This is a genomic window from Chryseobacterium aahli (genome assembly GCF_022699665.1).
GTDB lineage: Bacteria > Bacteroidota > Bacteroidia > Flavobacteriales > Weeksellaceae > Chryseobacterium > Chryseobacterium aahli.
Genome location: NZ_JALDNB010000007.1, coordinates 134501 through 150793, shown reverse-complemented (window position 1 = coordinate 150793; position 16293 = coordinate 134501). Strand labels below are relative to the sequence as shown.

The following is a 16293-nucleotide window of genomic DNA, read 5'->3' as shown; positions in this document are numbered from 1 at the left end:
TTTTATTATAGCTGATATGCTGCGAATTTAAATAGCTGCAATTCTGAAGGTAATCAATTACAAAATTCTTTACAATGAATATTATCAATCAAAACTACAAGTTAGCAAATATATAAATTAAATTTAAAGAACAAGTTTTTTCAAATATTCACCGTACCCGCTTTTTCCATATTTTAGAGCAGTTTCAAGCAGTTTTTCTTCATTGATGAATCCGTTTCTGAAAGCAATCTCTTCGATGCATCCTATTTTGAAATCTTGTCTTTTTTCAATGACCCTTACAAATTCTGAAGCGTCGTTTAGAGAATCAAAAGTTCCTGTGTCTAACCAAGCAGTTCCTCTGTCAAGAACTCCAACTTCCAATTTGCCTTTCTGTAAATAGACATTGTTGATGTCGGTGATTTCCAGTTCGCCTCTTGGGGAAGGTTGTATGTTTTTAGCGATTTCTACCACTTCATTATCGTAAAAATACAGTCCGGGAACAGCGTAATTTGATTTTGGATGAGTAGGTTTTTCTTCAATAGAAACGGCCTTTAAGTTTTTGTCAAATTCTACAACACCATATCTTTCAGGATCTGCAACGTGATAAGCGAAGACAACACCTCCGTCAGGATTGGTTTTGTTTTTTAACAAAGTGCCCATCTCAGAGCCATAGAAAATATTGTCTCCTAAAACTAAAGCTGCAGAATCATCTCCGATAAATTGGTCACCTAAAATGAACGCTTGCGCAAGACCATCCGGGCTCGGTTGAACTATATATTCGATGTTGCACCCAATTTGAGAACCGTCACCCAAAAGCTTGATAAAACCAGCCTGATCGTGTGGTGTGGTGATGATCAAAATATCTTTAATTCCAGCTAAAAGTAATGTAGACAGCGGATAGTAGATCATCGGTTTGTCGTAAACTGGCATGAGCTGCTTGCTTACTGCGATTGTAAGAGGGTAGAGTCTTGTTCCGGATCCTCCGGCTAATATTATTCCTTTCATTTGTTTTGTGATTAGTATTAATTATACTGTTCGTTGTAATATTTCTGGTAATCTCCACTCGTCACATTCTCAAGCCATTCTTTATTCTCCAGAAACCAATCAATTGTTTTTCCTAAACCTTGTTCAAAAGTTACAGAAGGTTTCCAGCCAAGATCTTTATTGAGTTTTGTAGCATCAATTGCGTAACGCTTATCATGACCTGGTCTGTCTTTAACATAAGTGATTAATTTTTCTGAATGACCTGCTGGATTACCAAGCTTTTCATCCATCTGCTTGATTAATTCTTTCACCAAATCAATATTCTGCCACTCATTGAAGCCTCCAATATTATAGGTTTCTCCGGTTTTAGATTCGTTGAAAATTTGGTGAATCGCTTTTGCGTGATCGATGACAAATAACCAATCTCTTGTATATTTTCCGTCACCATAAATTGGCAATGGTTTTTCATTGATAATGTTAGAAATACAAAGCGGGATCAATTTCTCAGGGAAGTGATTCGGGCCGTAATTGTTGGAGCAATTTGATAAAATAAACGGCATTCCATACGTATTTCCGTAAGCTCTTACCAAGTGGTCAGAAGCTGCTTTACTTGCAGAATACGGAGATTGCGGATCGTAAGGAGTTGTTTCAAGGAAAAATCCTGTTTCGCCTAAACTTCCGTAAACTTCATCTGTCGAAACATGGTAAAATAAGTTTTGTCTCGGCTCATTTGGAAATCTTCCATGGGTGTGATCCGGGTTTAATGTCCAGAATTCGATGCAGAGATTCAAAAGATTTGCAGTTCCGTTTACATTCGTGTTGATGAAAGCATTAGGGTCTGTAATGCTTCTGTCAACATGGCTTTCTGCTGCTAAGTGAACTATGGCGTCTGGATTGTATTTTTCAAAAACCTTTCTTAATTCTTCGGGTTTTGTAATATCTGCTTTTTCGAAAACATAATTAGGTTCGTTTTCAATATCTTTTAAATTTTCAAGATTTCCGGCGTACGTTAAAGCATCAAGATTGATGATTGTTGAATTAGGATTATTTTTAACGAACTCTCTTACAACGTGCGAGCCTATAAATCCTGCTCCGCCTGTGATGATGATGTTTTTCATTGTGTATATTTTGCCAACTTAATGACTTTGATGAAATTGTATTTTTGCTTAAGACTACTTACCAATCGTTTTTCTCCCGATCGATTTATAGAAAAACCCATTCTGCTCAGGTGTTTCTAGCGGGTACATATTTCTTCCGTCAAAAATAACCTTATTGTTCATTTTCTCAGCCATCAGTTTAAAGTTTGGATTTTTAAATTCCGGCCATTCCGTGGCAATAAATAAAGCATCTGCATTTTCCAAAGCTTCGTACATGCTTTTTGCATACTGTATTTTGTCACCAAGAATTTTCTGAACATTTTTCTCAGCAATGGTATCGTAAGCTACAACTTTCGCTCCTTTCTTTAATAATAAATCAATATTATCTAAAGAAGAGGCTTCTCTGATGTCATCTGTGTTTGCTTTGAAGGCAAGCCCCCAAACTGCAATTGTTTTTCCTTGAAGGTTTCCGTTAAAATATTTTTCAATTTCTGAAACTAGGATTACTTTTTGAGAAATATTGACGTTTTCAGTTGCTTCTAAAATCTGGAAATTAAAATCTTCATCTTTTCCCGATCTGATTAATGCTTTCACATCTTTCGGAAAACAGCTTCCGCCATATCCGATTCCCGGAAATAAAAATCTGTTCCCGATTCTGTCATCGCTTCCCATCCCAAGTCTTACTTTATCAACGTCAGCGCCTACTTTTTCGCAATAGTTGGCAATTTCGTTCATAAAAGTAATTTTAACCGCTAAAAATGAGTTGGAAGCATATTTCGTCAATTCAGATGATTTCTCATCCATAAATATAATAGGAATTCCGGTATTGGTAAATGGCTGGTAGATTTGAGCCATAATGTCTTTCGCTTTCTCTGAACTAGATCCTACAACCACTCTCGCAGGATTCATAGAATCTTCCACAGCAAAGCCTTCACGCAGAAATTCAGGATTTGAAACTACGTCGAAAGGGATTTGAGTTTTTGAAGCAATAACTTCAGATACTCGGTCTGCTGTTCCTACAGGTACAGTGCTTTTATTAACTACAACCTTGTATTCGGTCATCATTTCGCCAATATCATTGGCAACTTTCAATACGTAAGATAGATCCGCAGAACCGTCTTCGCCCGGAGGCGTCGGTAATGCAAGGTAAATAACTTCACTTTTATCTAAAGCTTCTTTTAAATTGGTTGTAAAAAAAAGTCTTTCCGCCTGTATGTTTCTGAGGAACATTTCTTCAAGATTCGGCTCATAGATAGGCACAATCCCGTTTTTCATGTCCGTTACTTTCTTTTCATCGATATCAACACAGTATACAGAATTTCCAAGTTCTGCAAGGGTGGTTCCTGTCACCAATCCTACATAGCCTGTTCCTACTATCGTTATATTCAAAATATATGTTTTTAAAAATTCTCGACAAAAATACTAAAAATACTTTCATGGTCTTTTAATTTAGGTAATAAGTTATCGCTGATGATTGACAAATTCGTAAATAATACACCTGTTTTTATATCAAATTTAATTTTTTAATTGCTTGAATTTTAAATTCTTATTTAATTGATTATGAACAGTATTTGTTTATTTTATAAAAATGTATTATATTTGCATAAGATTTACGGGAAAAATGGGAAGGCTTCGCAAGAAAGCCTTTTTTCGTACAGATAGACCATGATTATATAGATATGGAGTTTAGAAAAAATATTGAAACATTATTAAATACTTTCCTTGAGACTAGAGAGGATTTATTTCTTATTGATTTAAAGATTTCTGCAGCAGATGATGTCACTGTGATTTTAGACGGTGATAATGGGGTGACTTTACAAGATTGTCTTGATGCAAGCCGCGCCATAGAGTTTAATGCAGATCGTGATGAGCATGATTTCAGCCTTCAGGTAATGTCAGCAGGGTTGAGCGAGCCTTTGGCAACGCCGAGACAGTTTAACAAAAACTTAGGAAGAGAAATCGAAGTAATGCTGGCAGATTCTACAACAATAGAAGGTGAGCTGGCTAAAGTAGACGACGAAAAAATCACACTGATTCTTCGTTACCGAAAACCGAAAGATATCGGTAAAGGTAAAGTAGATGTGGAAGAGGAAAAAGAAATTTTGTACTCTGAGATCAAAAAAGCGTTGGTAGTAGTTAAATTTTAATTTAAAGAAAAAAAGATAAATGGATAATATAGCGTTGATTGAATCCTTTGGTGATTTTAAAGACGAAAAGGGGATCAGTAAGATCGATCTGATGGCAATTATTGAAGATTCTCTGAAAACTCTTTTGAGAAAAAGATTTGATTCTGATGATCATTTTGATGTCATTGTAAACCCTGACAAAGGTGACTTTCAGATTTTCTTGAACAAAACAATCGTTGAAGACGAAATGTCTGAAGATGATGATTTAGAAATCGAAATCACTGAAGCGAAGAAAATCGACCCGACTTTTGAAGTAGGTGAAGATTTTACAATGGAAATTCCGGTGGCTCAATTGGGAAGAAGAAATGTTCTTACCTTAAAGCAAATCTTGGCTACGAAATTGCAGGAGCATAACAATGCAATGCTTTATGAGCAGTTTAAAGATAAAATAGGGGAAATTGTAACGGGAGAAATTCACCACATTCGTCACAAACACGTAATTTTGTTGGATGATGAAGAAAACGAATTTATTTTACCAAAAGAAAATCAAATTTCATCAGACTTTTTCAAGAAAGGTGAAAATATCAGAGCTATTGTAGAATCTGTTGATTTTAAAGGATCTAAACCTCAAATTATCATTTCAAGAACAGCTCCGAAATTCTTGGAAAAATTATTGGAATTAGAAATTCCTGAAATTCAGGACGGAACTATTATCCTTAAAAAAGCAGTAAGAATACCGGGAGAGAAAGCGAAAATCGCTGTTGATGCATACGATGACAGAATAGATCCTGTAGGAGCTTGTGTCGGAGTAAAAGGATCAAGAATCCACGGGGTGGTAAGAGAATTAAGAAACGAAAATATAGATGTAATTCAGTGGTCAAACAACCCTGAAATATTGGTGAAGAGAGCTTTGGGTAATGTTACCATCAATAAAATTGACATCAACGAAGAGACAAACTACGCAATGGTTTATACTCCTGTTGAAGAGATTTCTAAAGTTATCGGTAAGCAAGGTCAAAACATCAGATTGGCTTCATGGTTGACAGGTTACGAAATTGACGTGTACAGAGAAGCTAGCGAAGATGATGACGTTGATTTGAGAGAATTCAATGACGATATCGAGCAGTGGATTTTGGATGAGTTTAAGAAAGTAGGTCTTACGACTGCAAAATCGGTTTTGGATAAAGATACAGAAAGTCTATTGAAGATGGTTGACTTGGAAGAGGAAACAATCAATGACGTTAAAAATATCTTGAAAGCAGAATTTGAAGATTAAAATTTGAATTAATTTTAATAGCAGTAAAAGAATACTTTAATTTTAAGAATTAAAAAAAACAGTAAATAATATAGATGCCAAAAATAAGATTAAATAAAGCGGTTAAGGAATTCAATATATCGATGTCGAGAATGGTAGAATTTTTACAGTCTAAAGATATCGTAGTTGAAAGCAATCCTAACGCTCAATTAGATGAGGCGGCATATTCTGCATTGGAAGCTGAGTTTGCCAAAGACGGCGAGCAGCGTAAAGCTTCCCATGAGGTGGTTATTTCTAAAGTTCCGGAAGAAAAACTGGAAATCGAAGAATACAAAACCCCTGAAGTAATAAGAGCTAAAGCTAATAAACCAGAAACCAGAATTTTAGGTAAAATTGATTTAGAGCCTAAAAAACCTGAAGCTGTGGAAGTAACTCCTACTCCTGCACCTGCACCAGCTCCTGTTGAGGAGAAGAAAGAGGTTGTGGAAGAAGTGAAAGAGCCAGTAAAGGAAGAACCAAAAGCGGTTTCTGAAACTAAACCAACACCTGAAAAGCAGGAGTTTAAAGTGTTGGACAAAATTGATTTGTCTCAGATTGAGGGAAATAGAAACAGACCTGCCAAAAAAGATAAACCTAAAGTGGAAGAGGTGAAAGCACAGCCAAAAGCTGCTGAACCTGTAAAAGAAACACCTAAACCGGTTGAAAAACCAATTGAGAAAGTGGAAGAGAAAAAACCAGCTCCTGCAGTAGAAGAGCCTCAGGAATCTCAGAAGATTGAAACGGTTTATCAAAAATTGGATGGGCCAAAAATTGTTGGTGAGAAGATTGACTTAACGCAGTTTGCGCCTAAGCCAAATGCAGCCAAGAAGAAAAGAAAAAGAATTGAAAAACCGGGCGGTTCGAACCAGAATACTGGGAACAACCAACAAGGTGGAAATAATCAGGGTGGACAAAACCGTCCTCAAGGTCAGAACGGCCCAGGTGGAAACCGTCCTCCGGGACAAGGTGGTCCTCAAGGGAACAGACCTCCGGGACAAGGCGGTCAAAACCGTCCAGGTGGTCCGGGTGGAAACAGACCTCCGGGACAAGGTGGACAAAACCGTCCTGCAGGACAAGGTGGCGGAAACCGTTTTGGAAACAACAACAGACCTGGTCAGAGAACAATGCCTGTCGAATTAACCGACGAGCAAGTTAAAAACCAAATCAAGGAAACTCTTGAGAAACTAACCAATAAAGGTGGTAAATCTAAATCTGCTAAACACAGAAAAGATAAAAGATCTTACCGTAGAGAGGAGAATGAGCGTCAGCAGGAAGCCGATGCAAGAGATACATCACTAAAAGTTACAGAATTTATCACGGTCGGAGAATTGGCAAGTTTGATGGATGTAAGTGCAACTGAAGTAATTTCTGCTTGTTTCTCTCTTGGAGTAATGGTTACCATGAACCAAAGATTAGAAGCTGATACTTTACTATTGGTAGCTGACGAATTCGGATTTAAAATTGAATTCTCAGATGCTGATCTTGAAGAAGCAGATTCTGAAGAAGATATCGATACAGAAGAAAGCCTAGTTTCAAGAGCTCCAATTGTAACGGTAATGGGTCACGTTGACCACGGTAAAACCTCATTATTGGATTACGTAAGAAAAACCAACGTTATCGCAGGTGAATCTGGAGGAATTACTCAGCACATCGGTGCATACAATGTGAAACTGGAAAACGGTCAGAGAATTACATTCTTAGATACACCGGGTCACGAAGCCTTTACCGCGATGAGAGCGAGAGGTGCACAGGTTACAGATATTGCAATTATCGTAATCGCTGCCGATGATGATGTAATGCCTCAAACGAAAGAAGCAATCTCTCACGCACAGGCTGCAGGTGTACCAATGATTATTGCAATCAACAAGGTAGATAAGCCGAATGCAAACCCAGACAACATCCGTCAACAGCTTTCAGGAATGAACATCTTGGTAGAAGAGTGGGGTGGAAATGTTCAGGCACAGGAAATTTCTGCTAAAATGGGTAACAATATGGATGTCCTTTTAGAGAAAGTATTGCTTCAGGCAGAAATGCTTGAGTTGAAAGCTAATCCTAATCGTGCCGCACAAGGAGTTGTGATTGAAGCTTCTTTAGATAAAGGTAGAGGATATGTAGCAACAATGTTGGTACAGACCGGAACTTTAAAAGTTGGAGATTATGTAGTAGCAGGTAAAAACCACGGTAAAGTAAAAGCTTTGCTTGACGAAAGAGGGAAAAACCTTGAAGAAGCAGGTCCATCTATTCCGGCAACGATCTTAGGTCTTGACGGAGCGCCAACAGCAGGTGATAAATTCAGAGTATATGCTGACGAAAGTGAAGGTAAAACTATCGCTAACAAGAGAGAGCAGTTACAAAGAGAACTTTCTATCAGAACCAAGAAACATACGACACTTGAAGAATTAGGTAGACGTATTGCTCTAGGAGAATTCAAAGAATTGAATATTATCCTGAAAGGTGACGTGGATGGTTCAGTGGAGGCACTTTCTGATCAGTTACAGAGATTATCAACAGAGGAGATTAGTGTCAATATTCTTCACTCAGGTGTAGGACAGATCACTGAATCTGATATCAACCTAGCTGCAGCTTCAGATGCAATTATCATCGGATTCAACGTAAGAGCCGGTGCCAACGCAAAAGAATTGGCAGATCGTGAAGAAATCGAGATCAGAACATATTCTATTATCTATAAAGCAATCGATGAGGTAAAAGAAGCGATGGAGGGAATGCTTTCTCCGGAGATTCAGGAGCAGGTAATCGGTAATGTTGAAATTAGAGAAGTATTCAAAATTTCTAAGATCGGTACTATTGCAGGTTGTATGGTTCTTACCGGAAAAGTAACAAGACAGTCGAAAGTAAGATTACTAAGAGACGGTATTGTGAAATTCGACGGTGAACTTGAAAGTTTAAAACGTTTCAAAGACGATGTAAGAGAAGTTACAAAAGGCTACGAATGCGGATTAAACCTTAAAGGTTACAACGACATCGAGCAGTACGACATTCTTGAAGTATACGAAGAAGTTGCTGTGAAGAAGAAATTGAAATAATATTCAGTTATATATATTAAAACTGCCCGTATCATTATTGATACGGGCAGTTTTTTATTTTAATGTTTTATAAAACATTAAAGTTATTTTATCTATCATCATAAATATTCCTATCGTAAATGAATTTTATTTGTACTTTTGTTATTTAAAATTTAATAAATGAAAAATATAATCCTTAGTATTTTATTGACCGCTGCAAATTATGCTTTTGCACAAAATGTGATTCTGTCTAGAGCTGATTTTTCTCAAGGAACTGCTTTTTCAGCTATGGTAAACTCAGCAAAAACTGGGAAATCTTTAACTTATAGCGAGGTTGCTGGCTCACCATATGCTAATGTGAATTTTTCAAAGGCAAAAATTGCAGAAAATTATGAAAAAATAGCTGCAAGATATAACAGCTATGCTGATCAAATAGAATTTCAGAAAGATGGGACAGTAATGATTCTACCTAAAGATTCTAAATTCTCTAGAATTGAAATAGAATCTCCCAAGCAAATTTTAGTTAATCTTGAAACAAATGATGAGCTAAGCGGATATTTCTATGAAATTGTAAATGGTAAAGTTGCTCTTTATACGAAGTTGAAAACTATATTCATTGATGCAAAACCTGCTTCAAATAGTTATTCTAGTGATGAACCTGCACTATTTAAATTGTTAGATCCTGTTTTTTATATTAAAACTGATGGTGGCTTTATTAAAAAACCAAGAAACCAAAAAGAAGTCATTGCACAGTTTCCTGATAAAAAAGATGTATTAAGTACTTTCTTCAAAGAAAATAAAATTAAATTTGATAAGGAGGAGGATTTGAAAAAACTAGTTGTTTTTATAAATAACAACTAAATAAAAGACAATGGTTTAACAAAAATCTGTCTCACAATTATACGTTGAGACAGATTTTTTTGTTATTTATCATATAGTTTACTCTAAACATTTGTGTAAGTGGTTTTTTTTTAACAATTTTGCAATAATTTTATAAATAAAATACGATATTCTTGTTTTATGTGTAAAATCAATTTTTAATAGAAACAATATATTTAATTTAAAATGAAAAAAACATATTTTTTAATGATGCTGTTACCAGCATTATATTTTTCACAAACTGCTGAAGAGAGAAGAAAAATAGCCGCGCAATCAGATCATATTGCTAATGTAAATCTCCTTGATGAATTGAAAAAGTATGAAACTGAAAGATTAGCTAGAGTTACAAACTATTTAAATCAAAATCCTAAAACTCAAAGAATCATAAAATTTGGTACTTCAGGTATTAAAGAATTAAAGGATGTATCGGCAAATGGCGATCTTTATTATGTATCTACCTATAACGAAGGAGCATCAATTACAGCTAGAGCAAATAGACTTTATAATGGAGGTAGTTTAGGATTGAATATTCAAGGTCAAAATATGACAGCAGGAATTTGGGATGGGGGTGTTGTACGTGCTTCACATCAAGAATTTTTACAAGGATTGTTTTCAAAGGTTAATGTTGTAGATGGCGGTGCAACTTCAGATCATGGCACACATGTCGCAGGTACAATTGCAGCTACAGGAGTTAATTCGTTAGTACGGGGTGTAGCATTTAATGCTTCGCTTACTTCGTATAACTGGACGAATGATTTAAGTGAAATGCAAAGTGAAGCTTCTAACGGAATGTTAGTTTCTAATCACTCATATGGTCCAGATTTAAGTACGGATAGCCAGTTGTGGTATTTGGGTGCCTACTCACTTGATGCAAAACTGGTGGATGAATTATGTTTCAATAATCCATTTTATCTCCCTGTCTTTGCAGCTGGGAATAGCAGGAATATTATAACTCCTCCATATTCAACACAGGCATCAAATAAATCAGGCTATGATATTATTTCTGGAGATGCTATAGGAAAAAATGTCTTGACTGTTGCGGCTGTTCAAGAGGTACCTGTTTATACTGGAAGTGGTAGTGTTATCATGTCTAGCTTTAGTAGTTATGGTCCAGCAGATGATGGTAGAATCAAACCGGAAATTTCAATGAAAGGCGTTAATGTTTTTTCAACGACGTCTACATCAGATACTAGTACAGGTTTTAAGTCTGGAACATCAATGGCAGCGCCGGGGGTAACTGGTGTGATACTTTTATTACAGCAATACTATAACCAGCTATATTCAAATTATATGAAAGCTGCAACTGTGAAAGGATTAGTAATGCATACAGCAGATGAAGCTGGAAGTACTCTTGGACCAGATTATGCATTTGGATGGGGGTTGATAAATGCTGAAAGTGCTGCTAAAGTGATAAGGGACAAAAACTTAAGCTCTGGAAGGACTATTATTGAAGAAAATAGCCTCGCCAATGGTGCTATATTCACAAAATCAATAACTACAAATGGTACCCAACCATTAAGAGTATCTATTTCATGGACAGATCCTAAATATGATATTGAGAATACTTCTGAGATAGATCCATCAACAAAATACTTAGTAAATGATTTGGATATCAAGGTGACTTCTTCTTCTGGAACTGTTTATTATCCTTGGAAATTACAAGGTATGACAGCTACCACCAGCCCAGCAACAAATAATTCTACTAATAACACAGATAATTTTGAGAGGGTGGATATACCTGGTGCGGCAGATACCTATACAATTTCAGTGACACATAAGGGTTCTTTAACTAATGGTCCACAGAATTTTTCACTAATTGCTAGTGGTGGTAATATTGGTACTTTAAGTACAAACGATATTGTGGAAAAAGAAAGTAAAGTTGAAATATATCCGAATCCTGCCAACGATTGGGTCAATTTTACGAACAACGATGGACAAGAAGCAACTATAGTGGTTTTGGACGTTTCTGGTAAATTATTGAAAAAAGAAGTCGTAAAAAATGGTAAAATTTCTGTAAAAGAATTGGTTAAAGGTAATTATATGCTTATTTATTCTGATAAAAAGAATAGAAATCAAAGCTTTAAATTTATTAAAATTTAATAGTGTGTGTGGCATCATCTATTACATAAAGATTAGAAACTAGAAGGTTATTAAGTTTTATAGATCAATATAGAAGCGGTTCAGTAGTAATACTGAACTGCTTTGTTATAACTATATGTTAAATGTTTTTAAAAGTTATATATGAGTTGCTTTTATTAATAATCATGTGATATTTTAAATTAGCAGTTGTATATGTAATATTGTATCATATTTATTGCTAGTTTTCTATGGAATCCAATTTTAGTTTTTAAAAAATAGAATTTAAATTTGGTGGTGTTAATATTTTTTAACATATTTGCACCAAATAATATTAAAATTTGTTAATATGAATGTGAAATTAAAAGTATTAAGCGTAGGGGCTTTGTTTTTTTTAGGACAAATTATTGAGGCACAGGAAAGAGACACAATAAAAACTACTCAAATAGAGGAGGTTGTAGTGCAGCAAGGTATTCGAACGGTTACTAAAAGAACTGCGGTTACTGCTACTCAAAAAATTGACAATGATTTGATTGAAACTCGAGGGCAAACCAATGTACTAAATGCTGTACAGGGACAACTTGCAGGGGTAAACATTTCCACAGGAACTGGGCAACCTGGAGCAAAGCCTACAGTTATCATTAGAGGGGTTGGTACTCTTACAGGTAACACTGATCCTTTGTATGTAATTGATGGTTTCCCTTCTAATGCTGATAACTTTAGATCTCTCAATCCTTATGATATAGAGACTTTTGAGGTTTTAAAAGATGCGGCTTCAATTTCGGAATATGGAAACAGAGGATCTAATGGTGTTATTATAATAACAACCAAAAGAGGAAAGATGGGGGGATCTAGACTTAGTGTGAGATATAATACTCAGACAGGTTTGTCTTTTATGCAAAAAAATCGTTATAGATATTCAGATGCGAAGCAATTATTAACGTTAGAGAATAAAAAAGGTTCTGGTCCAGGTGCTTCTATGACTCCAGCAATGATTGATGCCAATGTTGTAAATACTGACTGGTTGGGTTACTTTTTCAGGCCAGGTTTAATGACATCACATAATGTTAATGTTGAGAAATCAGGTCAAAATTTTTCTAGTTATTTTTCTGCAGGTTATGTAGATCAAGACGGTATTCTTGCTGACACTTACTTAAAGAGATTCACGTTTAGATCGAATATTACGGGGAAAAGTGATAATGGTAAATTCAACTATTACGTAGGTGTGGCTTTGGGTTTGTCTAAAAATTCTGATCAACCAAGTACAGGAACTGCAGGTGTAAACCAAAATCCAATTTTAGGAGCTTTACAATCCGCACCTTATATCAGTCCTAATCAATATACTACTTCGGGACAATTGTATGCAGATTATGTTGCAGATGGAACTTTAAGACTTAGTCCGTTGTTTTTGATTGATAAGTTAAAAAATTCATACAATAAATTCAATGAAACTCGAATCGATGCTACTTCGGAATTATCATACAAGCTATTGGAAGGTCTTACTGTACGAAATAGATTGAATGCTCAAACTCAGTTACAGAGACAGAACTTTTTACTTGAAGGTCCTAACAGTTTAAATGCTTTATTATTCTCTCCAAATGTGGGTGTTTCTTCACTTAACGGTGGCGCATTTAATGGAAGAGAACAATTTATCAACAACCAAACTTTCACCCTTAACGAACTTATTCAGGCAGATTATAAAAAATCTTTTGGTAAACATTCATTCGGTATCGCAGGAGCTATGGAATATAATTTCTCTCAATTTGAGGCAAATAACCAAGTTCAAAGAGGTCTTAATCCTAATACTTTTGTTCCAGGAGTAGGAACAGGTTATATAGTAGATACCGGAACCAATGATTTTTATGTACCTACAATTTCTACAACAAAAGTAAAGTATAATTTAATCTCTTATATTGGATCATTTGATTATGATTTTGATAGAAAATATGGTGTAGTTGCGTCTATAAGAAGAGATGGCTCTTCTAGATTTGGAACCAATAGTACATGGGGTACATTTTGGTCTGTTGGTGGGCGTTGGAATGTAGACCAGGAGGCTTTCATGAAAGACTTAGAATTTGTAAACATGTTCAAAATAAGAGGTTCTTATGGAACGGTAGGTAATCAAAGAGTTGTAGATGGGGCAACTCCTTTCACAGGTATTTTGCCACCAGGATTTTTGGATATCTATACGCCAGTTAACAATACATACAATGGTGGTTTAGGGTTAGGAATTGCTTTCGGAGATGCTGATTTGCGATGGGAAACCACTAAAACGTACAATGTTGGTGTAGATTTTGAATTGTTTAATAGAAAACTACGTGGGGCTTTTGATTTTTATAATAAAAAGACCATCGATATGTACTATGATGATCAAATAGCTCCGGTTGTTGGTACATTGAGTATTAATCGTAATACGGATATTTCACTTCAAAATCGAGGTTTTGAATTGCTTTTAGCTTATGATTTAATTAAAAAAGATAATTTTAGATTAACTATTAATGGTAATGGTTCAATTAATAATCAAGAAGTATCAGGGATTACCAGAGCAGGGGGTGAGATTGCATCAGGTACCACAACTCAAACTAGAATTAGAAATGGTGAGTTACCTTTCTTGTATTATCAATATCATTACTTGGGGGTTAATCCTACTAATGGTAACTTGTTGTTTGAAGATGCAAATGGTAACGCAACAGAAACTCCAGTAGATGCAGATCGAAAATTGGCAAAATACAATCATTTGCCTAAATATCAAGGAGGTTTTGGATTCGATTTAGATTATAAAGGATTCTTTGCTACTACACTATTTACTTATGTTGCAGGAATTATGAGAATGGATTGGGATTTAGAAGGTGCTTATGATCCAAATGATATTGGAGTTTTTAATCTATCTAGCGATTTGCTTAATGCTTGGACTCCGACTAATACAGGTTCTAATATTCCTTCATTTACTGCATCGAACAGAGGGCTTACTCAAAGTTCCGACCGTTTTCTTACGGATGCGTCTTATTTGAGATTAAGAAATGTTCAAATAGGTTATAGACTTCCTAAAAAACTCTTGGAAGGAACGTTTGTGAATGATATGACTATATCTTTACAAGCAGAGAATTTGGTAACTTGGTCTAAGTGGAGAGGTTTTGATGCGGAAAGCCCAAGAGTAAGTGATCAACTTCAATATCCAAGTGCTAAGATGTTTACAGTAGGTTTTGATGTTAAATTTTAATAAATTAGAAAAAATATGAAAAAGTATATTAAATTAGTATTACTGAGTGCAGGAACGCTTTTTGTCTCTTGTGATAACGATCTTTTAGAACCGTATACCCCAGGACAAAATACAGAGGAAGTAGCACTCAAAACAAGTACAGATCTTGGGAACTTGATGAATTCTGCTTATGCAAATATATCATCAAGGTCAGAAGCGGTAGATGTTTCCGTATTTACTGATGAAGTAAGTATAGGGTTTGGTAACGGTGGACAGGGAATCAGTGATGATTATGTATTCCTTATGAATCCGGGTTCAAGTCTTCCACAGAATATTTGGGCAAATTCTTACGCTGCATTAGCGAGAATAAATAGAGTAATCAAATATGCAGATATTATTGTTCCTTCTAATGCTGCTGATGCACAGGTAATTGCAAGGATAAAAGCTCAGGCTTTAACAATGAGAGCGTATTGTCATTTAAGATTATTGGCTTATTTCACAACAGATATGAAAGACAATAATGCTCTTGCTGCTATAATCTCTGATAGGGTTTTTGCTACTACAGAAAGCCAGAATCTGAGAGCGACAAATGGTGCTTTTTACTCGTTAATTCATAGCGATTTAAATGCTGCTATTTCTTTGTATACAGCCAATCCAACTGCATTTAGTAATGTTATAGCTAATGAAGTGTTTGCAAAAGGTCTTAAAGCGAGAGCGTATGCTTATAAAGGAGATTATACTAATGCTTTAATATATGCTAATGATGTTATTAGCTCTGGTTTAGTGCTTGCTACTCCTGCACAATACAGACAGGTATTCTTCTCGGATAACCAACCGGTAAATGCAGAAGTTATCTTCAAGTTGAGAAGAACTCCTGTGCAAAATGCTCAGGCAAGTAACCTTCACAATGGATGGGTTTCTTTGCAGCCAAATCTTGCAGGCTCTCCATTCTACGAAATGAGTAGATCCCTACATAATGTTTTGAACCCGGCTAACTTGCCAGCTACACATCCTACTGATCCAAATGTTACAACTTTGCCTGATGTAAGAGCTAATGTGAATATTGCACCTTCTTCAGTAATTGATGCTGGATATTTAACCTCAACTGATATTAGAAATACAGACAAAATTGTTATTAATAAGCATGGTGGTACAGCATCTGGTACTACTACTTGGGCAACCACAGCAGCTAATACAAATAATAATGATTTTAAAATTATGCGACTTTCAGAAATGTATTTGATAAGAGCTGAAGCATACGCTGATGCTGCAAATCTTAACCTTTCTATGGCAGCTGCTAATATTAAATCTATTAGAGATGCGCGTTTTGGAGCAGCACAAACTGCACCAGTATATTCTTCAGCAGCACAAGCATGGGCAGGTATTTTGAATGAAAGAAGAATTGAGTTCTCTTACGAAGGTTATCGTTTCATAGACCTAAAAAGGTTAGGAACTTTAGCGGGGCAAGGAATTGATAGACATCCTGCAGATTATAATGCTTCTAGTGCAAACTACCCTGGTGCTAATCCTGCTAATTTACCATTAAATAGTTTCAAATGGGCATTACCTATCCCACAAATTGAAATTAATGTAAATAAGGTGATTCAGCAAAATCCTGGTTATTAATTATTAATAT

Annotated in this window: 10 protein-coding genes; 7 read left to right on the top strand and 3 right to left on the bottom strand. The window is 35.6% G+C overall.

The annotated features are described in order from the left end of the window. Positions 1–123 precede the first annotated feature (123 nt). Genes rfbA through MQX03_RS12315 form a run of 3 tightly spaced genes read right to left on the bottom strand, consistent with a single transcriptional unit; the run spans position 124 to position 3449 of the window. A complete protein-coding gene (gene rfbA / locus MQX03_RS12325; RefSeq protein ID WP_129535174.1) occupies positions 124–984 on the bottom strand; it encodes a glucose-1-phosphate thymidylyltransferase RfbA in 861 nt (286 codons plus the stop codon). A 17-nt stretch (positions 985–1001) separates the two neighbouring features. Further along, the gene (rfbB, locus tag MQX03_RS12320; protein WP_242803443.1) at positions 1002–2081 is read right to left on the bottom strand and encodes a dTDP-glucose 4,6-dehydratase; all 1080 of its coding nucleotides are present in this window, start codon (positions 2079–2081) and stop codon (positions 1002–1004) included. Positions 2082–2135: 54 nt separating this feature from the next. Continuing rightward, on the bottom strand, positions 2136–3449 hold the full coding sequence (locus MQX03_RS12315) for a UDP-glucose dehydrogenase family protein (protein ID WP_242803442.1): 1314 nt from the start codon (positions 3447–3449) through the stop codon (positions 2136–2138). A 290-nt stretch (positions 3450–3739) separates the two neighbouring features. On the opposite strand from MQX03_RS12315, the gene rimP reads away from it, so the two are divergent. From rimP to MQX03_RS12280, 7 genes are all read left to right on the top strand, one after another. Beyond that, entirely contained in the window at positions 3740–4207 is a 468-nt protein-coding gene (gene rimP / locus MQX03_RS12310) for a ribosome assembly cofactor RimP (protein ID WP_242803441.1), read from the top strand. 19 nt (positions 4208–4226) lie between these two features. Next, positions 4227–5462 carry a transcription termination factor NusA gene (nusA, locus tag MQX03_RS12305; protein ID WP_129535170.1) on the top strand — a complete coding sequence of 412 codons (1236 nt, stop codon included), beginning with the start codon at positions 4227–4229 and terminating at the stop codon, positions 5460–5462. A 74-nt stretch (positions 5463–5536) separates the two neighbouring features. Then, positions 5537–8524, top strand: a complete 2988-nt coding sequence (gene infB, locus MQX03_RS12300; protein ID WP_242803440.1) for a translation initiation factor IF-2 — start codon at positions 5537–5539, stop codon at positions 8522–8524. Positions 8525–8683: 159 nt separating this feature from the next. Further along, on the top strand, positions 8684–9364 hold the full coding sequence (locus tag MQX03_RS12295; RefSeq protein ID WP_242803439.1) for a hypothetical protein: 681 nt from the start codon (positions 8684–8686) through the stop codon (positions 9362–9364). A 204-nt stretch (positions 9365–9568) separates the two neighbouring features. Continuing rightward, a complete protein-coding gene (locus tag MQX03_RS12290) occupies positions 9569–11482 on the top strand; it encodes a S8 family serine peptidase (protein ID WP_242803438.1) in 1914 nt (637 codons plus the stop codon). A gap of 325 nt (positions 11483–11807) precedes the next feature. Next, positions 11808–14678, top strand: coding sequence for a SusC/RagA family TonB-linked outer membrane protein (locus MQX03_RS12285; RefSeq protein WP_242803436.1), 2871 nt, complete (start codon positions 11808–11810; stop codon positions 14676–14678). A gap of 15 nt (positions 14679–14693) precedes the next feature. Beyond that, entirely contained in the window at positions 14694–16283 is a 1590-nt protein-coding gene (locus tag MQX03_RS12280; RefSeq protein ID WP_242803435.1) for a RagB/SusD family nutrient uptake outer membrane protein, read from the top strand. Positions 16284–16293: the final 10 nt, after the last annotated feature.